Annotated in this window: 16 protein-coding genes and 2 tRNA genes; 16 read left to right on the forward strand and 2 right to left on the reverse strand. The window is 53.1% G+C overall.

Annotated elements, in window-relative coordinates:
* Positions 1–97 precede the first annotated feature (97 nt).
* Positions 98–331 (reverse strand): hypothetical protein, encoded by a 234-nt coding sequence (locus TON_RS10310; protein WP_148202390.1) that lies wholly within the window; start codon positions 329–331, stop codon positions 98–100.
* Positions 332–376: 45 nt separating this feature from the next.
* On the opposite strand from TON_RS10310, the gene TON_RS09500 reads away from it, so the two are divergent.
* From TON_RS09500 to TON_RS09535, 8 genes are all read left to right on the forward strand, one after another.
* Positions 377–454 (forward strand) — tRNA-Glu (locus TON_RS09500).
* A 13-nt stretch (positions 455–467) separates the two neighbouring features.
* Positions 468–545: transfer RNA gene (locus TON_RS09505), tRNA-Ile, on the forward strand.
* Between the two features lie 629 nt (positions 546–1,174).
* Positions 1,175–1,966, forward strand: coding sequence for a type IV toxin-antitoxin system AbiEi family antitoxin domain-containing protein (locus tag TON_RS09510; protein WP_012572826.1), 792 nt, complete (start codon positions 1,175–1,177; stop codon positions 1,964–1,966).
* Complete coding sequence (locus TON_RS09515) at positions 1,959–2,750, forward strand: nucleotidyl transferase AbiEii/AbiGii toxin family protein (RefSeq protein WP_012572827.1); 792 nt, start codon at positions 1,959–1,961, stop codon at positions 2,748–2,750. Before TON_RS09510 ends, TON_RS09515 begins: the two co-directional genes overlap by 8 nt.
* A gap of 89 nt (positions 2,751–2,839) precedes the next feature.
* A complete protein-coding gene (locus TON_RS09520; RefSeq protein WP_012572828.1) occupies positions 2,840–3,019 on the forward strand; it encodes a zinc finger domain-containing protein in 180 nt (59 codons plus the stop codon).
* Between the two features lie 19 nt (positions 3,020–3,038).
* Positions 3,039–3,314 carry an elongation factor 1-beta gene (locus TON_RS09525; protein WP_012572829.1) on the forward strand — a complete coding sequence of 92 codons (276 nt, stop codon included), beginning with the start codon at positions 3,039–3,041 and terminating at the stop codon, positions 3,312–3,314.
* Between the two features lie 161 nt (positions 3,315–3,475).
* Positions 3,476–4,432 (forward strand): MarR family winged helix-turn-helix transcriptional regulator, encoded by a 957-nt coding sequence (locus TON_RS09530; RefSeq protein WP_238516403.1) that lies wholly within the window; start codon positions 3,476–3,478, stop codon positions 4,430–4,432.
* Positions 4,407–5,150, forward strand: a complete 744-nt coding sequence (locus TON_RS09535) for a hypothetical protein (protein WP_012572831.1) — start codon at positions 4,407–4,409, stop codon at positions 5,148–5,150. The genes TON_RS09530 and TON_RS09535 overlap by 26 nt, the downstream gene beginning before the upstream one ends.
* Positions 5,151–5,163: 13 nt before the next feature.
* On the opposite strand, the gene TON_RS09540 is transcribed toward TON_RS09535, so the two are convergent.
* The gene (locus TON_RS09540; RefSeq protein ID WP_012572832.1) at positions 5,164–6,189 is read right to left on the reverse strand and encodes a tetratricopeptide repeat protein; all 1,026 of its coding nucleotides are present in this window, start codon (positions 6,187–6,189) and stop codon (positions 5,164–5,166) included.
* Positions 6,190–6,494: 305 nt separating this feature from the next.
* On the opposite strand from TON_RS09540, the gene TON_RS09545 reads away from it, so the two are divergent.
* The 8 genes from TON_RS09545 (at position 6,495) to thsB (ending at position 19,683) form a co-directional block, all read left to right on the forward strand.
* Positions 6,495–8,339 carry an anaerobic ribonucleoside triphosphate reductase gene (locus tag TON_RS09545; protein ID WP_012572833.1) on the forward strand — a complete coding sequence of 615 codons (1,845 nt, stop codon included), beginning with the start codon at positions 6,495–6,497 and terminating at the stop codon, positions 8,337–8,339.
* A 28-nt stretch (positions 8,340–8,367) separates the two neighbouring features.
* Complete coding sequence (locus TON_RS09550) at positions 8,368–9,081, forward strand: anaerobic ribonucleoside-triphosphate reductase activating protein (RefSeq protein WP_012572834.1); 714 nt, start codon at positions 8,368–8,370, stop codon at positions 9,079–9,081.
* A gap of 132 nt (positions 9,082–9,213) precedes the next feature.
* Complete coding sequence (locus TON_RS09555; protein WP_012572835.1) at positions 9,214–10,344, forward strand: ABC transporter substrate-binding protein; 1,131 nt, start codon at positions 9,214–9,216, stop codon at positions 10,342–10,344.
* Between the two features lie 2 nt (positions 10,345–10,346).
* Positions 10,347–11,393 carry a FecCD family ABC transporter permease gene (locus TON_RS09560; RefSeq protein ID WP_012572836.1) on the forward strand — a complete coding sequence of 349 codons (1,047 nt, stop codon included), beginning with the start codon at positions 10,347–10,349 and terminating at the stop codon, positions 11,391–11,393.
* Positions 11,386–12,159 carry an ABC transporter ATP-binding protein gene (locus TON_RS09565; protein WP_012572837.1) on the forward strand — a complete coding sequence of 258 codons (774 nt, stop codon included), beginning with the start codon at positions 11,386–11,388 and terminating at the stop codon, positions 12,157–12,159. Before TON_RS09560 ends, TON_RS09565 begins: the two co-directional genes overlap by 8 nt.
* Positions 12,156–15,914 carry a cobaltochelatase subunit CobN gene (locus TON_RS09570; protein WP_012572838.1) on the forward strand — a complete coding sequence of 1,253 codons (3,759 nt, stop codon included), beginning with the start codon at positions 12,156–12,158 and terminating at the stop codon, positions 15,912–15,914. Before TON_RS09565 ends, TON_RS09570 begins: the two co-directional genes overlap by 4 nt.
* Entirely contained in the window at positions 15,890–17,812 is a 1,923-nt protein-coding gene (locus TON_RS09575) for a VWA domain-containing protein (protein WP_012572839.1), read from the forward strand. Before TON_RS09570 ends, TON_RS09575 begins: the two co-directional genes overlap by 25 nt.
* Positions 17,813–18,048: 236 nt before the next feature.
* Positions 18,049–19,683, forward strand: a complete 1,635-nt coding sequence (thsB, locus tag TON_RS09580) for a thermosome subunit beta (protein WP_012572840.1) — start codon at positions 18,049–18,051, stop codon at positions 19,681–19,683.
* Positions 19,684–19,755: the final 72 nt, after the last annotated feature.

Consider the following 19,755-nt stretch of genomic DNA (forward strand, 5'->3'; position numbering starts at 1 on the left):
TAAAGCATATGTATACCAGGAATCCAAGTAACTTCTATTGTCTGTCCCTTTTAAGTTTTTCTCACCATGGGAGATATTTTGGTTCGCATGTAGAACGTTATTTGATGAGAATCGTCCCGGAGAGTGTCAGACTAGAACATTTCTTTAACATTATGGTACTTGAAGGCCACCATTCATACTGAAACCTGAATAATGTTCCCCCTGGACATCCAAAGGGCATCTTAATGACGTTCGGATCATCAACTGTGGCTGGAATTCTGCGCTGATTTATTTCAATCTCTCCCCCTGTAGTATCATGGGCATCTGCCAGTGTCTGGGTCACTGTTCCCATCACCGAAAACTTTTTAAATCCTCTTCCCTCCCTAATTTCGGACACGCCCCGGTGGTGTAGCCCGGTCAATCATGCGGGACTCTCGATCCCGCGACCCGGGTTCAAATCCCGGCCGGGGCACCAGAACCTTTCTCGCGGGCCCGTGGCTCAGCCTGGTCAGAGCGCCCGCCTGATAAGCGGGAGGTCCGGGGTTCGAAGCCCCGCGGGCCCACCAGTTCTACAAACTTCGCCTGCGCGAAGTTTGATCAAGGTTGGGGATTCTTCTCTAAAAGGGCCATTTTGGCTGGATTTCTCATTAAAGTTACTTTTTTAGGGGGATTCGTTTTGAAGAGCGTTTTTTGAGTAGGTTCGACTTTTTAGCGCCCCGAAGGGGCGCGTTGAGAGTGAACCCCTCAAGAGGAACCCCTCCAGTGAATCCCTCCTTTAATATTCCAGACCTACATGAAATCCTATATGCGTTCAAGTCTCATGAAGAATCACAAACTTTGATGAAACTTTGCCAGGCAAAGTTTCCCAATGTAAAAACAGGGTTCCCATGATGGGTTTTGGATGTGGGATACGATTTAGGGATTCATTGACGGTTAAGCCCTGGAAATCTTATGTACATCTTTGGACGTCCCCCATAATGGGGGGCCTCTCATTTCTTCGAGAACTACCCAAGGGGACAAGGTAAACTTCCGGGGCGAGGGGGCGGAGCCCCCCAGTAATTCAAATAAAACCGGGGTGCGGGGTGGAACCCCGCATCTCACCATATCAAGTGAGTGGTTATAGAATGCCATATGTTACACCCCTTTAACCTCGTTCCGAAAATTTTATTAAGAAAGTTACCACAGTGGTCACTATATGCAGAAAAATTACTACCTTACAAAAACTGAACAGGACATAATTAGGGCGATACGAGGGACTGATATAGTGAGTGCTGACGAGATTAGAGAACTCTTTCCAGGTCTCAGCAGGGAGATGGTTAAAAAGGTCCTTTCGAGCCTCTCAAAAAAAGGATACCTCACAAGGCTGAAGAAAGGCCTCTATCTCGTCAACGAACAGCCAGGAAACCCCTCAATAAAAAACCCCTATCGGATAGCCCTCGCCCTGTTCCCAGGATACATAGCTTTCTCTTCCGCCCTGAGGCTTTATGGCTTACTCGAGTACGAGCCGTTCACGATATTCGTGGCCACACCGAGAAAATCCGGTGAGAGAACCGTTGGGGAGTACACGATCAAGGCCGTTGCCCTGGGAGAAAAGGCCACTGGAATGACGCTTAAGGATGGCGTCTACACCTCCACCCTCGCGAAGACGTTCTTTGACTGCTTCTACAAGCCGAGATACTGCGGGGGCTACTCTGAGATAACCAAGGCCCTTTATGAGGCTGGAAAGCTTGACTGGGACGAATTCTTGGGCTACTTCGAACGCTTTGCCAGCGACTCCCTCTGCCAAAGGACTGGCTATGTTCTGGAGCTCCTCAAAAACGAGTTGGGGGTCGACATCCCCGAGGAAGTTCTTAACTATCTAAGGGGCAAGGTTAGAAGCTGGACGAAGCTCGTTCCAACTTTTCCCTCCCGCGGGAGAAGCATAAAAGAGTGGAAAGTGATAGACAACCTTGGAAAGGAGAAGATACTGGGGTGGGCGTATGGATGAGGAAATGCTCCGGTATCTGGCAGCGAAGACTGGGCTGGGCTTGAACTACATTGCCAAGGAGGAGAGGATTTCCTTCCTGCTGAGTCAGCTATGGGAAATCTTCGGCGAGAAGGCGATACTCAGGGGCGGCACTGCCCTCAACAGGGTTTACCTCGCAAAGATTGGAGCGGCAAGGTTTTCCGAGGACATAGACATTGACTATTTTGACGGCGACATTGGCAGGGCAGCTGAGGAGATAAAAAAGGGCATGAAGCTCGTCGAAGGATTTGACATTAAGGGGCCGAGGATTCTGCACAGGACTTTTCGGTTCGATTGCTATTACAGGAATCCTCTAGGGAATAGGGATAGGGTCAAAGTTGAGTTCTACCTCAGCAGGCCGCCCTACGTTGAGGCCGGAATTGAGCTGGTTAAATCTCCCTTCGTCAGTGAGTATCCGACCATGTTCAGGGTCTATTCCTTTGAGGACCTGCTCGCTAAGAAACTCGCTGCCCTCTACAACCGCACTGAAGGCAAGGACATCTACGACTCCTTCCATGCCCTCAACATGGAGTTTGATGAGAAAAGGTTGGAAAATGCTTTGAAGCTCACTCTTGAATTCTATCACATCGAGGATGAGTTTTGGAGAGGTTTGATTGAGAAGCTCGATTACGCAAAGAAAAATGCCCGATACATCGGCAACTCCACCAACCACTTTATCCCCAAAAGCTTACGTCCAAACTGGGAAGAGATGATAGAAAGCCTGAAGCTCAGAATTGAAGAACTGGGTCGGGTGCTTTCATTGTAGTTCGCGCCTTTTCCCAGAGAAAGGTTTATAAGCCAACTCCCTCAATGCCCACCAGTGATTAAAAACCACCTTTCTTGGAGGTGTTCGCAGTGGAAGCCAAGTTCGAGATACCCGTATGCACATCATGCGGAAAGGAGATAACCCCAAGGGAGCACGCCACTCACTTCGTCTGCCCGAACTGTGGCGAGGAGATCATCTGGCGCTGTGAAAGCTGCAGGGTCCTCTCAGTCCCCTACAAGTGCCCCAAGTGCGGCTGGGAGGGGCCGTGAAGTTTAGGAGGTGAAAGGAATGGCTGACTACAACCTTGTTGGCGTTATAAAGGTCATGCCGACCGATCCGGATGTCAACCTCGACGAGCTCGAGGAGAAGCTCAAGGCCGTCATCCCGGAGAAGTTCGGCCTCGCCAAGGTCGAGCGCGAGCCTATAGCTTTTGGTCTCGTTGCCCTCAAGTTCTACGTCCTCGGTAGGGACGAGGAGGGCTACTCCTACGACGAGGTTGCCGACCTCTTCAGGCAGGTCGAGAACGTCGAGAGCGCCGAAGTTGAGACCGTTTCGAGGATCTGAATCCTCTTCTCTTCCTTTGATTTGGAGGGCTTCTGTTTTCTTGTTCTGTACTCGCAGTATCTAACATTGCTTGTTATGAACGCCGCTGAAAGTACCCTCATTCCGAAGGGATGTGCCAAAAATCAAAAGGTTTTTATAAAATCTTTAACAATTTTGACACGATGATTAGCATGCTAACCCGGGCAGAGCTCAGAGTTCTCTCAGTCCTGCATGAGCCGGCCACCCTCAAAGAACTCTCTGGGCAGCTTGGGGTTTCCCGCTCTCGCCTTTCGATAATCGCCCGTTCCCTAGAGCAAAAGGGCCTTATTGAGCGGCAGAAGGATGGAAAGGAGATTCTACTCATTCCTTCCAGCTCCAAGCCCCTCGAACTCTTCCACGAGCTTCTAACGAGGTTTCCCCATGTTAACTTCATCTCTCTCTTGGCAGGTAGAAAGCTTAAGGTCATAGGCGGAATGGCCGTTGAGGAGCCCAGGCCGGTGTGGGAAATCTCCCTGAGATCCAACGTTAACCGCTACACGGTGCATCACGTCCTAACGGAGCTGATGGAAAGGCTCATCGTCGGGAAAAACGAGAAGGGGTATTTTATTGCGGAACGGTTTTCGCTCGTCAAAGAGTTCGCCGACGAATACTTTCGCCTGCAGAACTCAATAAAGGCAAAGAGCTTCAGCCATGATTCGGTAGTCCTCTGGAGCGGCGTTAATGAGTTCATCCTCGCTACGAGAAGATTCAGGGGCTTGGCGGTAGATTCCTTCCAGCTCACTGGCCCCTCCCGCTTTTCAAGCTATGGTCTCAGCGTAATCTCGGGAGGAGTCTACCACTATTACTGGCCTTCCAGGGAGATAACGCTCGAGGAGGTCATTGTTCATACCCTGGCAGTTGGAGCTGGTGCGAGGGAGCTCCTCTACGTCGTAACCATCCTAAAGGTCAAGGGATTTAACGTTGAGCGGCTCAGACGTCTGGCCATTAAGTTTGATGTCCTCGGAGTCGTTGACGAGATTATCGAGTATCTTGGCGGAAAAGAGAAAGGTTATCCGTTCCCTTCCAGGGATGAAGTTGAGGAGCTCTGCCGTCAGTACTTTGGAGGCCCCGAAAATGATAACGAGGGAAAGATTGGTTGAAGAGTTTGCTCTGCTGGACGAGAAAGCAACTCTATTGGCCTCTCGGGGAGTTATTCCCGAGGAAATAAGGCTTTACCTTATAGGTGGTGGCAATCTTGCATTGAGGGGCATAAAAGACGCCACCGCAGACGTAGATGTGGTGGTTGAGAATGTTCGAGTTCTGGGATTCCTTGATGAGGTTCTTACGAATCCCTCACCTGAACTTAAAGTAGGTCAGGGTGTTAGGGTTATCTACGTGAAGAAGGTTGAGCACGAATACAAAGTTAAACTGGGGGCCGTTTCGGTTTATAGAAAGCTTGACCCGGAGATGCGTGATTTCAACATGGATGTCTTTGTGAAGAGGGTTCTAAGAGGGCTCACACTGTCGGAGGGTATGAAAAACCGCTCGGTACTTCCCAGCGAGTTTGAGGATTTCGAGACTATTAAGGTTCGACTGGTGTCCCTTGAGGACATTTTCCTGTTCAAAGGGGTTACGTCTCTCGGCAGAGCCAAGGACATTGATGATTTGCTTCGCTTGATTGAGCATGGTGTTGATTTTGAGGTGATGCTCGGCGAGCTCAATAATCAAAGAACGATCATTGGGTCGGAAAGGTTTGAGTGGCTCGTGGGGCTCCTTTATGAGAAGTCATTGATCCTCAGAAAGATACTCGCGGAAAAAGGACTCAAAAGCAGGTCCTTGGATAAGTTCATTAAGGAGCTGGAGCTCTCTTTCGTTTAAATGAAAAAGAAACTCAGAGCCCCAAACTCAGGCTCAGCTTTGGCTTCTTCCACTCGTCGAGGATTGCTTTCAGATCCTCGTTCTGAACCTTGGCGTAAAGCTCGTCGAACCTTTTCTTCGCTTCCTCGTCGCCCTCCCTCCAGCGGGCGAGCTCGCCTATAGCTCTGAAGAACTCCGCCGTGTCGTCCTCGAAGACTTCAACAAAGAGCCCGATGTTCTCGTGGATGTCCTCGTAGGCCTCCTCGTTGAACAGTCCCTCGATGAAGTCAACGAGCGTGTCGAAGACGAGGCCGAAAATCTCTTCGTTCGTATCGACGGCCTTCAGGAGCGCGTCGCGGAGAGCCCTGAAGGCCTTTCCGTAGTCCTCTCTGCCAGCCCAGATCTCAGCTTCTACCAGCTTGGCGTTTATCTCTATCTCGTTGTCCCTCGGGTTCTTGAGAACCTCGTTTATCAGCGCCTCGGCCGTGTTATAGTCTCCGAGTTCGTATCTGAAGTGCGCCAGGTCGAGGAGGCTTATGAGGTAGTTCTTCTCGTCGCTGAGCCTCTCGAATATGTCCCTCGCGCGCTCCATGAGCTCTATGGCTTTCTCGGTCTCGCCGATCTCGTCGAGGTTCACCGCAATGTTGGCCAGCGTCAGCGCTATCTCCCTCTCGTTCTTGAGGACTTCCTCCTCAAGCTTGAGCAGCTCCTCATAGGTCTCTATCGCCTTCTCTGGCATGCCGAAGTGCTCGTAAGCATCGGCCAGGTAGTAGAGCGCCGTCGCGTACTCCTCTGGATCTTCCTTCTTCCTTTCGGCTATCCTCTTGTAGAGCTCAATGCCGCTCTCGGCGTCGTCGAGGTGAGCGTAAACGTGGGCTATCTCATGCGCTAAATCGTAGGGGTCATCACAGCCGACAACAACTTCCTCAAGCCTCTTCAGCTCCTCCCTCAGCGTCTCCTCATCTTCGATGTTCTCGATGTAATCGTCAAACAGCTCGAGCAGCTTCTCGCAGTCCTTCTCTTCCAGAGCCTTCTCCCACTCGGCCTTGATATCGCTCATTTTTTCATCACCAGTTCCGCTTCTCTGAACGGGTTAAAAAGGTATGCTTTATATACACTGATGATATTTAGACAGGTTAGTCAGTTAATTTTTGCAGTTATGCCAATCACCTGCCGGTGTTGTGGTATGAATTGAAATTCACGTCCCACCATAGCTGTCTTTTTGATTATAGACGTTTTATCCATGTAGGTGGCTAGACCATGTTCTGGGGGATTAGTTGTCTCATCTTCAACACCTGCGGGGAAAGTGTTATATCCCTGGGGTGCTCTTTCTAACTGTTGGATAAATTATCCAGGTGGTTGAAAATGGAAACTGTGAGGAAGGACATTATCCAGGAGTACGCAAGGTGGGGGAGTCTCGACGTTCTCGAAAATGCAAACCGCTATCCCGGGCCAACCGGCTTCTTTGCCTACGTGATGGAAGAAGCGCTCAAAGAGCACCTCTCGCTCATCCCGGCGGAGGGCAGGGAGGCCCACTTCAGCGGCGATATCTACATCCACAAGCTTCCCTACAGTCTCTACATTCCTTACTGCACGGGCCACAGCACGGCGAGGCTCCTTGAGAAGGGTCTAAAGACGCCAACGATAATATCGAGGCCGGCCAAACACTTCGACACCTACGTCGACCACATAGCCAACTACCTCATAACCATGCAGCACTACTTCAGTGGCGCTCAGGCCCTCTCAAGCGTCGAGTGGTACGCGGGGCCGTTCATAAGGAAAGAGGGCCTCGACAGGAGAAAGATACGGCAGAACATTCAGAGACTGGTCTACAACCTCAACTATCCGAGCAGGGTGGGGATGCAGACTCCTTTTACCAACTTCACCGTGACCCTGGACGCCCCGAAGGAAATGCTCGAAGGCGACCACGCGGTTTACGATGGCAAAAAGCTCGAGCCTCTCGGAGAGTACGAGAGAGAAGCCAAGGAGTTCTTCATAGCCCTGACTGAAGTGCTCAGAGAGGGTGACGCGATAGGTCAGCCCTTCACGTTCCCTATCCCCACCCTGATGGTCACCGCCAAAATGCTCTGGGACGATCCAGAGGTCTTCGAGGCCGTCTTTACAACTGCTGCAAAGCGCGGAAGCTTCTACTGGCTCAACACGAACGTCGTTGACCCGGACGCAAGCTTCTCGATGTGCTGCAGGCTTGTAATAGATAAAAACGAAATGAAAGATGTTTTTAGCTTTAATGCGAGTAATACAAAAGAGCAATGGCTGAATGAAGTTGAGAGGCAGCGCTTCGGCGGCCTCTGGGCGATGCCCGACGTCACTGGCTCTGTGAACGTCACGACGGTCAACCTTCCTAGACTTGCACTCAAAGCCAATGGCGATGACGATAAGTTCTGGGAAGAGTACGAGCGCGTTCTCCAAGTCGTCCGGGAAACCACCGACTGGTTCCGTGAGCGCTACGTGAGACTGATAACGAACTACCGCCAGATGTATCAGATGATCCACCTCTACCTCGAGGAGTTCCCGTCGAGCCACTTCAATACAATAGGAATTCTTGGTTTGCCAGAGGCGGCTGCAATTTACCTCAACGAACCTGGACTCTGGACTGAGGGCACGAGGAAGGACTGGCTCAAAGCTGCAGAGCTGATAAAGGAGATGGTCGAGTTCGCCACGGCCAGGGCAAGGGAGTGGATGAAAGAAAGTGGGACGCCGTGGAACGTTGAGGAAGTTCCGGGAGAGAGCGCTGCGGCAAAGCTTGCCATAAGGGATCTCCGCGAGTTCCCCTGGCTAAAGGACTACCTGAGCGACGTTGGCAATCCAATTTACTCCACCAGCATAGCGCCCTACTACGGCTCGCTTGAGCTGGGCGACAGGATACGCATAGAGGAAAAGGTTCAGAGGAGCTTCACCGGTGGAGTGATGATGCACATCTTCTTAGGAGAAGAGCCGGACCCGGAGGCTTTAGCGAAGCTTACCAAAAGGCTCATGAAGACAGACCTCGTCTACTGGAGCTACACACCTGCAGTGACAGTCTGCAACGACTGTAACCACTCAACTACGGGCCTTCACACCCACTGTCAGCGCTGCGGAAGCGAGAACGTCGAGATATGGAGCAGGATTATCGGCTACTACCGTCCGCTCAAAAACTGGAACCCCTTCAGGAAGAAGGAGTTCTGGACGAGGAGGCACTACACCTCCTGACACCTTCTTTTCTCTTGGGGGTGATTCGATGCTCACAAGTGGCTGGAAAGCCGTCAGCATGGTGGATGTGCATGGAAAGGTCACCTTTACGCTCTGGCTGTGCGGTTGTAACTTGAAATGCCCCTTCTGTCATAACTGGCGGATAGCTGGGGGAAAAGGCTGCTTCGAGCTGGAACGGGGGGCAATGCTTGAGGAGCTTGAGGTGAACTCCTTCCTCATCGATTACTTCCACGTCACCGGTGGCGAGCCGCTGATGCAGTGGGCCGAGCTTTCATCGCTGTTAGCCAGTGTGAAGGCTCTTGACGTTCCCGTCAGCCTCAACACGAACCTCACCCTCGTTGGGCCGCTTGAAAAACTCCTTAATGCCGGGCTCGTTGATCACATCGCGACCGACCTGAAGGCACCCCCGGCTGCTCTCTATGGCCTTCCCGAGGAAGCCAGCGAACGGCTCTGGAGGCTGTTCTTGCGGGGACTTGAGCTGGTATCCAACTACGGTCTTCCCCTTGAACTTCGCATTCCCGTTCCCAAGGGCTTTGACGTATGGCCATGGATCGAAGAAGGGCTCGGACACCTCGATACGGAGTTTTACGTCGTCCTTAATCCTCTTGTTGGAAAACCGCTGACGAATCCTCGCGACGAAGCATGGTGTTCCGCCCACTGCTGGCCGGAAGATGAAGTCAGAAATCTTGGAGAGAGGCTTGATGAGCTTGGTATTGAATTTCACGTAAACAGGTGGGCTTAATTCTTTTCGTTTTGGTGTTATCAAAACCATAAGTTATGAACCTACTGTTTTAAAAAGTGTTAAAAATCAGCAATATCCTTCCGGTTTTGTATTACTAAATTAGAAATTAGTAGCACAATGGCGGTGAGCACAATGAAATCCCGCGGAAAGACATTCACCCTGTTTCTGGTCGGCGTCTTGCTCCTCGCCGTCGTGGCGAGCGGCTGTATAGGCGGCGAAACTACTACAACGACCATAACCGCGTCCTCTCCCGGCCCAACGGAGACGGCTTCGTCCCCAACAACCACCACTGCCGCTCCCAAGTACCCGATAACCGTCACGGACTTCGCGGGAAGGACAGTCACCATAGAGAAGCCGCCCGAGAGGGTGATAGTGCTCTCCGGCTACTGGGCGGAGATACTATGCGTCCTCGGCGTCCAGGACAGGATAGTCGGCATAGGCAAGTACGTCCCCTACGACCCCTACCTCCCAGATGATGTGAAGAACAAGACCGTCGTTGGCAGCAACTTCAAGGGCCTCAACTGGGAGACCGTCGTCGGTTTGAATCCAGACCTCATAATAATCGACTGGTACGGCGGCAAGTACGCCGACGCCGAGACGATACAGAAGGCGGAAGAGCTCGGCATACCCGTCATAGCGCTCACTGCTAGGACCATCGGGGATAACGTGGAGGTCGTTAATCTCCTTGGAAAGGTGTTTGGTGAAGAAGAGAAGGCCGGTGAGCTGGCAGGGTGGATGAAGGAGAAGCTCAGCGCCGTGAAGGAAACCGCCGCCCAGATTCCGGAGAGCGAGAGGAAGAACGCCCTCCTCATAAGCGCCCCCAAGGACATCGCTGGCCCGGTCACTGTCTACGCCAACGGAAGCGCGTGGGCGAGTATGGTGGAGCTCATCGGTGCCCACAACTTAGCTTTCGACATGACATTCGACACCCAGTGGCCCAAGCTCGACCTCGAGAAGATAATCGCCTACTGGGGCAACGACACGGACGTTTTAATCCTGACGTCATTCAGCCAGGACAGGCTTGAGGACGCCATGAACGGCATTAAAAATGACTCAAGGTGGCAGGAAATCAGGGCCGTGAGGGAAGGACACGTCTACGGCATCCTCGCAGGTTCAAAGGGCTACCTCGACTGGGGCCCGAGGATAATAGTCGGCCTCTACCAAATGGCCAACATGGTCTACCCCGACCGCTACCAGAACTGGGAGTCGGTCAGGGACGAGCTGATTGAGAAGTTCTACAGCCCGTTCTACCAGGGTGGGTGAGCATGGGGAAGGCCCTCCACCTTTCCTTTTTGCTCTCCCCAGTTCTTGCCCTCATCGTAAGCCTGTGTATAGGGACCTATCCAATTCCTCCCTCCGCCGTAGTGAGTATGGTGTTCCTTAAAGGGGCTCAGATCATCTCCGAAGTTTTGAAAACTTTAACCCTCGGGAAGATATCCTTCTCCGTCACAATTCCCTACCCGAGCGTTTACCAGACAATACTCTTTGAGATACGCCTTCCCCGCGTCCTGATGGCCATGCTCGTCGGCTCGGCCCTTGCCATCTCGGGCGCTGTCCTGCAGGCCATATTCAGGAACCCCCTCGTCAACAGCTACATCCTCGGCATCTCTTCCGGGGCTGCCTTCGGCGCGGCTTTAGCTATAGGCCTCTCCGTTGGCGTAGGGGTGACTCCTTCAGCGTTCGCCTTCGCGCTCCTCGCGGTCTTCATAACGACCTCGCTGGCGAGGGTCGGCGGGAGGATAACCCCAGTCTCGCTGGTTCTCGCCGGAATCATAGTCAACGCCTTCTTTTCAGCTTTAACGTCCCTCCTCAAGTTCCTTATGGAGCACGACAAGCTGGCGAGCATCGTCTACTGGCTCATGGGGAGCTTCGCCAACTCTGACTGGGGCTCGGTCAGAGTGGCCTTCCCGGTGATCCTCGCCGGCTGTTTCCTGATATACTCAATGCGCTGGCAGCTGAACGTGCTCTCCTTCGGCGAGGAGGCCAAAATCGTGGGTGTTGAGACCGAGAAGCTGAAGTTCGTCTTCATAGTCATCGTCTCCATGATAACGGCCGTTTCCATAGCCTTCTGCGGTATAATTGGGTGGGTCGGGCTGATGATACCACACATAGTCAGGATGGCCTTCGGCCCGGACCACAAGACCCTGATACCCCTGACGATAACCCTCGGGGCTTCGTTCATGGCCCTGGCCGATACGCTCGCGAGGTCTGTGGCGACCTACGAGATCCCGATTGGTATAATAACGACCCTCCTTGGAATTCCCTTCTTCGCTTACCTGCTCAGAAAGACGGGCGGTGGATGGGATGCTTGAGGTCAGAGGCCTGTCGTTCAGCTACGGTGATTTCAGCATCGAAGGGGCCACCCTCGAGGTGAAGGAAGGGGAAGTCGTGACGCTCCTTGGCCCCAACGGGAGCGGGAAGACCACCATACTGAAGGCCATCTACGGGCTGCTGAAGCCAAAGGAGAGGTGCGTCTTCATTGACGGCCGGGACTTCCACGGGCTGCCCATCAGGGAGAGGGCCAAGCTGGCCGGCTACGTCCCACAGTCCCACACGCCGCCCTTCCCATACACGGTTCTGGACGTGGTCGTCACGGGTTTGGCTTCCCAGCTCGGCCCCTTTGAGAGCCCGAGAAAAGAGCACTACGAGAAGGCCCTCGAAAAGCTCGGGCTCCTCGGGCTCGAGCGCCTTAAGGATAAACCTTACACCCAGCTGAGCGGCGGACAGATGCAGCTGGTTCTGATAGCGAGGGCCCTCGTCCAGGAGCCGAGGGTTCTGCTCCTCGACGAGCCAACGGCTCACCTCGACTTCAAGAACCAGGTCAAAGTCCTCGGGATAGTCAAGAGGCTCGCGCGGGAGGAGGGCATCTCGGCCATCATGACGCTCCATGACCCCAACTTGGCCTCCCTCTACTCCGACAGGATAGCCCTCGTCAAGGATGGTAAAATCAGGGCCGCCGGGAGACCGCATGAAGTCCTGCGGGAGGAGATGCTCCGCGATGTCTACGGTGTCCCCGTGTGCGTCCTTGAGTTCGACGGCTTCAGGCTCATACTCCCCAGAACGGAGGTGATTCAATGATATGCTTCATCCTGGGATACGGCGCGAGGCCCCTGCCCCTGCTGAAAGAGATACTTGGGGAGGAGAGAATAGATGGGCTCGTGCTCACCGACCAGAACTGTGAGAGAGAGCTGGATAAAGTAGAAAAGTCGGATGTAATCTTCATCTACGCCCATGAGCTTCCTGAAATAGTGGAGGAGAGGATTAAAGAAAGCAGGGCTAAAGTCATTGCCTGCGCCGGCCTGGAGGGCCTGGCAAACGTCCCGGAGGAGGTTCTGATAAAGGCCAAAACTTACTACGTCCTCGGAGGCGAAAAGAACCTGAGAAACCTGGTCAGGTTCCTTGCGAGCCTCACTGGAGCGGAGATTGATTACGAAGATCCCCAGGAGGTGCCGATGCACGGCATTTACCACCCCGAGCTGGGCCTTTTTGAAAGCCTGGACGAATACTTGGAGGTTTACAAGAAGAGGCCCCTCATTGGAGTTCTCTTCTGGAGGAGTGCCTGGCTTTACAAGGAGTTCAGACTAATTGGGGAGCTCATCAAGGCCCTTGAGGAGGAAGGTCTTGGTGTAATCCCTGTATTCACCTACGGAAAAGACTCAAGGACGGGGCTTGGAAGGGAGAAGAGCGAGGCCGTTGAGGAGTTCTTCATGAAGGACGGAAAGCCAGTTGTAGAAGCTTTGGTTAGCTTAATCTCCTTCGGCACGGTCGAGCTGAAGAACCTGGAGAGGCTCAACGTCCCGGTCTTCGCTCCGATAAGGTCCTACTACCAGTCCCTCGAGGATTGGAAGAAAAGCGAGAAGGGCGTTGACTACATGACTCAAGCCTATGGGGTAATAATTCCAGAAGTTGCGGGTGCAATTGAGCCGATTTTCATAGCCGGAACCAGAAACATTGAGGGCTACAAGAAGGGCGAGCCCTATGAAGAGCACATGAGGTACCTGGCCAGAAGGGTGAAGAAGTGGGTCGAGCTCAGGAAGAAGCCGAAGAGTGAAGCCAAGATAGCAATCGTTTTGATAAACCCGCCGTGCAAAGGCCTTGAGGCAAACGTTGCCGTGGGCCTCGGCCTGGATGTTTCCGAAAGCATCGTCAGACTTCTGCACAGGCTCAAGGAGGAAGGATACTACGTTGGCGAGGACCTGCCGGAGAACGGTGAAGAGCTGATAAAGCTTATCCTGGAGAGGAAGGCGATAAGCGAGTTCAGGTGGACGAGCGTTGAGGAGATCGTCAAAAGCGGTGGGGCGATTGACTTCGTGGGCCTGGAGGAGTACCTTGAGTGGTTCAACGAGCTGCCGGAGGACTTGAGGGAAAGAATCGCCAGGGACTGGGGAAGACCTGAGGATGTTTTGGCTGGAAAAGTGGACAAAGCCCTTGTTGGAATGGTCTATGATGGAAAGTTCGTCGTCCCGGGGATAAGGTTCGGAAACGTCCTCATTACGCCCCAGCCCAAGTTCGGCTGTGCTGGGGCTAGGTGCGACGGAAAGGTATGCAGAATTCTGCATGACCCAACGATAACCCCACCTCACCAGTGGTGGGCCGTTTACAGGTGGATAACCAGGAAATTCAATGCTGATGTAATGATTCACTTCGGAACCCACGGCTACCTTGAGTTCCGGCCCGGAAAAGGCGTTGGACTATCCCCTTCATGCGTTCCTGAAGCTTCTTTGGACGACGTTCCCCATTTATACGTTTATGCTGTCTCCAATCCAATGGAGGGAGTCATTGCCAAGAGGAGAAGCTACGCAGCGCTTGTAGACCACATTTATCCCCCGATGGGGATGGCGGAGGTTATGGACGATTTGGATTCCCTCCTGACCCAGTATGCAAAGGCTAAGAACCTGGGAGATGAGGCAAGGAGAAAGAAAATTTACGAGCAGATTCTTGAGAAGGCCAAGGAAAACAGGCTGAGAATAGCGAACCCTGAAAATGAGGAGCGGACGATAGAGGAGATACACCGCTACGTTGAGCTGATGAGGGGCTCCCAGATAAACCTTGGCCTTCACATCTTCGGCTGTCCGCCAGAGAAGCCCGAGAGGCTGGCGGAATACGTTGCCACTGCAATGGCCTATGATTCCTACGCTTCTCCTTCGATTAGGAGAGTCATAGCCGAGGCAGTGGGCCTGGACTACGATGAACTAAAAAAGAACCCATTGGAAACCACAAATAGGTTTACGAACAGGGAGCTTCTGGAGATTTTTCACAGGATAGCAGTCAAGAGCCTGGAGCGTTTGCTTAAGGGGGAGAGCTTTGAAGTTATTGGGGAAGAAATTGAGAAGTTTGGATTTAAAGTTAAGGAGAAAGAGAAGCTTGAAGAAACGTTTAGAAAAGCCCTTGAAGTTGCAGAGAAAATAATCGGGTGTAAAAAGGAGCACGAAGGATTCTTGAAGGGATTGAAGGGAGAATACGTTGAACCCGGCCCCTCGGGAGCGATAACGAGGGGGAAGTTCGAGATTCTGCCGACGGGGAGGAACTTCTACGCAGTTGATCCAAGGACTCTGCCGACTAAAGCGGCGTGGCAGATAGGGGTTGAAACCGCGGAGAAGCTCCTGGAGGAATACATGAAAAAGCACGGAAAATACCCGGAGAGCGTCGGACAGGTTCTCTGGAGCATAGACGGCTATAAGGCTGATGGAGAGCAGATAGCCCAGATTCTGTATCTGATCGGAGTCCGGCCGGTTTGGAAGGGGGACGTGGTTGCCGGTCTTGAAGTCATACCTTTAGAAGAGCTCGGAAGGCCGAGGATTGACGTCCTGGTGAGGATAAGCGGAATAGTGAGAGACACGCTGCCGAACTACATCTACCTGATTGACGAGGCCATAGAGAAGGTCGTTACGCTGGATGAGCCCTTGGAGATGAACTACATTAGAAAGCACTACGTTGAGCACATCAAAAAGCTCATTGAACTCGGAAAGAGCTTTGAGGAAGCGCAGAGGTTCGCAAGGTTTAGGGTTTTCTCGGCCCCGCCGGGTGCCTACGGGGCTGGAGTGAATTTAGCGGTTGAATCATCGGGCTGGAGGAGTGACGAGGACTTGGCCAAGGTGTGGATTCAGTGGAGCGGCTACGCCTATGGAAAGGATACCTTTGGCGTTGAAGCATATGACTCGCTGGTCTTGAACCTGAAAGAGGTGGACGTGATTAACAGAAACCACATAAGCGACGAGCACGACCCGACTAACTGCTGCTGCTATTTTGCTCATCATGGAGGGTTTAAGGCAGCCGTTGATGCCCTAACCGGCAAGAACGCTGAAGTGGTTCAGACGGACACGAGGGACATAAGCGATACCAAAATCGTTGAGGTGAAAGTTGAGCTTGAAAGGGTCGTCAGGGCAAAGCTCCTCAACGAGCGCTGGATTGAGGAGATGAAAAAGCACGGCTACCGGGGGGCGAGCGAGCTCTCCAAGAAGATCAACCACCTATACGGCTGGGAGGCAACGACGAAGCTCGTTGAGGACTGGGTTTTTGACGAGATAGCAGGGAAATACGTTCTGGACGAAGAGATGAGGAGATGGTTCGAGGAGCACAATCCCTATGCTATTGAGGAAATTGCAAGAAGATTGATTGAAGCCTATGAGCGCGGCCTGTGGGAGACGAGCGATGAGCTCATTGAAAGGCTCATGGAAGTTTATTCGGAAATCGAAGGAATTCTGGAAGAAAGCCTTGGTGAAGGAGATGTTCAAGGTGGAACGATTGAAATCTACACTGCCCAAGATGATGAACACTGGAATGAAAAGATTGAGGAGGTGGATAAAATATGGAGCCTCGTGAAAAACGATTAGTCTTCCCGTTCTCTGCAATAGTCGGGCAGGAAAAGGCCAAGCTGGCACTGCTGGCCGTGGCCGTTAATCCACTGATCGGTGGTGTCCTGCTTAAGGGTGATAAGGGTACGGGAAAATCGACCCTGGTCAGGGCTCTGGCCAACGTTTTGCCCGAGATTGAAGTTGTGGCGGACTGTCCCTTCAACTGCAATCCTAAGAACCCGCTGGAAATGTGCGACAGCTGCTATGAGAGATACGAAAATGGGGAAGAGTTGCCCATAGCAAAGAGGAAGATGCGCGTTGTGGACCTGCCCCTCAGTGTTACCATAGACAGGCTCGTTGGAACCGTTGATGTGGAGCGCTTTTTAAAGGAGGGCAAAAAAGCTCTGCAGCCGGGAATACTAGCGGAAGCAAACAGAGGGGTCCTTTACATCGATGAAGTCAACCTCCTGGATGACTACATAGCCGATTCACTATTAGATGCTGCTGCAATGGGATGGAACACGATAGAGAGGGAAGGAATCTCTTTCAGGCATCCGGCGAGGTTCATCCTGGTTGGAAGCATGAACCCTGAGGAAGGCGAGCTCAGACCGCAGATCCTCGACCGGTTCGGTTTATGCGTTGAAGTTTCAGCACCGATGAACCCTGAGGAGAGGATAGAAATAGTCAAGCGCGTTGAAGAATTCCATGAAGACCCCATAAGCTTCTACAAAAAGTATGAGAGCGAAGAGAAGAAGCTCACGGAGAGGATCGTTAAGGCGAGGGAGATTCTGCCGAAGGTCGAGATAAGCGACGATTTGCTGAAGCTTTTGGCTGAAACGGTCGTTAACCTGGGAATCAAAACCAACAGAGCTGAGATAGCCACGATAAAGACGGCCAAAGCTATAGCTGCACTAAACGGAAGGAGAAGGGTCTCACTGGAAGACTTAGAAAAAGCTATGGAATTAGCTTTACCGCACCGCCTGAGGGACAGGCCGTTCCAAAACCCACCCCAGATGAGGCCCCCGAAGCCTAAGGACGATAGCAAGCAGGATCACGACCACAAAGGCGACCATAAGCATGAGCACAAGAAGGAAGAAAAAAGTGAAAGGAGAAACCAGGAGTCTCGAAGTCAGGGGATCGGGAATTTGGAGCAGAATTTTCGCTCAAGCGAAGCTAAAATCCCAAGGATAGAAAGTAAAAACTTTGATGGAAGCGAATTCACAGGATACCGCTCCTCAAGAGATGTCAGCGTCACAGTGGTAAACTTTCCGAAAGGCATTCCCGTCTCTTACGTTCCCCCTAAAGGTGAAATAAGGGATGTTGATTTTTACAACTCGGTTATTTGCGCCATGTTGAATGGCAAAAAGCCTCCAATAAAGCTTGATTTAAACGACCTTCGCGTTAGAGTCAGGAAGGCAAAGGCACCGACGCTCTGGGTTCTGCTCCTGGATTCGAGCGGAAGCATGGCAGTGCAGAAGAGGATAAGCATCGCGAAGGGAATAGCGGAGAAGCTGGTTGAGAACGGCTACATCAAAAAGTCAAAGATGGCCCTGATCGTTGCGAAAGGTAACCAGGCGGAGATATTCGTCCCACCCACCAAGAACTACTGGGAAGTGCTTGAGAAAATAGAGAGCGTTCCGACTGGAGGGAGGACACCTTTAAGCTCCGCCCTCTACAATCTTCTGCTTTTGGCGAACAGGGAGAGGATGAAGGACAGGTCGGTCAAGGTGAGGGCTTTTCTAATAACCGACGGAAAGGCGAACGTGCCGCTCTTTGGAAAGAGGATTAAGGAGGAAATAACGGAGCTGGCCAGGGTGCTGAAAAAGAGGGATATTGAGCTCACGGTTTATGACACGAGAGGAAGGGGGATAAACCCGGGCCTGTCCTACGTCCCCATCCTGGAGCGGGTTGCGGGGGCGAAGGTACACAAAGTTTAGCCCTCTGAATCGCTCTGTAGCTGGGAGAACGGCTGTGCTGGTGTACGGGGGAGCCGGGCCAGCCGAGGGCTTTAGGTTTCTGAAACTTTCGTCTCCGGGCGTACCGTGGTGCCATATGGTGCTGCCAAGAAACCGAAAATTTTATAAATAGTCCAAAGGAACGATAAAACGGATGCACTAATTGTAACTAAAAGTCCTCCGTCAATAAAAACAAAAACGGGCGGAGGTGAGGGGAGATGGCCCAGCTCGCGGGACAGCCAGTTGTTATTCTGCCTGAGGGAACCCAGAGGTATGTTGGAAGGGATGCCCAGAGGCTCAACATCCTGGCCGCTAGGATAGTCGCCGAGACCATCAGGACCACCCTCGGTCCGAAGGGTATGGACAAGATGCTCGTCGACAGCCTCGGCGACATCGTCATCACCAACGACGGTGCCACCATCCTCGACGAGATGGACATACAGCACCCTGCTGCTAAGATGATGGTCGAGGTTGCTAAGACCCAGGACAAGGAGGCCGGTGATGGTACCACCACTGCCGTCGTCATCGCTGGCGAGCTCCTCAGGAAGGCTGAGGAGCTCATCGACCAGAACATCCACCCGAGCATTGTCATCAAGGGTTATGCTTTAGCTGCCGAGAAGGCCCAGCAGATCCTCGACGAGATCGCCAAGGACGTTGACGTCGAGGACAAGGAGGTCCTCAAGAAGGCTGCAGTGACCTCCATCACCGGTAAGGCCGCCGAGGAGGAGAGGGAGTACCTCGCCGAGATAGCTGTCGAGGCCGTCAAGCAGGTCGCCGAGAAGGTCGGCGACAAGTACAAGGTCGACCTCGACAACATCAAGTTCGAGAAGAAGGAGGGCGGCAGCGTTAAGGAGACCCAGCTCATCAGGGGTGTCGTCATCGACAAGGAGGTCGTCCACCCAGGCATGCCGAAGAGGGTTGAGAACGCTAAGATTGCCCTCATCAACGAGGCCCTCGAGGTCAAGGAGACCGAGACCGACGCCGAGATCAGGATCACCAGCCCGGAGCAGCTCCAGGCCTTCCTCGAGCAGGAGGAGCGCATGCTCCGCGAGATGGTCGAGAAGATCAAGGAGGTCGGCGCCAACGTCGTCTTCGTCCAGAAGGGTATTGATGACCTTGCTCAGCACTACCTGGCCAAGTACGGTATCCTCGCCGTCAGGCGCGTTAAGAAGAGCGACATGGAGAAACTCGCCAAGGCCACCGGTGCCAAGATAGTCACCAACATCCGCGACCTCACCAGCGAAGACCTCGGTGAGGCCGAGCTCGTCGAGCAGAGGAAGGTCGCCGGCGAGAACATGATCTTCGTCGAGGGTTGCAAGAACCCGAAGGCCGTCACCGTCCTCATCAGGGGCGGTACCGAGCACGTCGTTGACGAGGTCGAAAGGGCCCTCGAGGACGCCGTCAAGGTCGTCAAGGACATCGTCGAGGACGGCAAGATCGTCGCTGCCGGCGGTGCTCCGGAGATCGAGCTCGCCATCAGGCTCGACGAGTACGCCAAGGAGGTCGGTGGCAAGGAGCAGCTCGCCATCGAGGCCTTCGCTGAGGCCCTCAAGGTTATCCCGAGGACCCTCGCCGAGAACGCCGGTCTCGACCCGGTCGAGACCCTCGTGAAGGTCATCGCCGCCCACAAGGAGAAGGGCCCGACCATCGGTGTCGATGTCTTCGAGGGCGAGCCAGCCGACATGCTCGAGAAGGGCGTCATCGCCCCGGCCAGGGTTCCGAAGCAGGCCATCAAGAGCGCCAGCGAAGCTGCCATAATGATCCTCAGAATCGACGACGTCATCGCCGCCAGCAAGCTTGAGAAGGACAAGGGAGACAAGGGCGGCGACGACTTCGGCAGCGACCTTGACTGAAGGCTTTGAGCTTTAGCTCTCCTACCTTTTCTGTTCTCCAACTTTTGGCTGGGCTTCCCTATGGCAAGCCTT

It is taken from the genome of Thermococcus onnurineus NA1, from assembly GCF_000018365.1.
GTDB lineage: Archaea > Methanobacteriota_B > Thermococci > Thermococcales > Thermococcaceae > Thermococcus > Thermococcus onnurineus.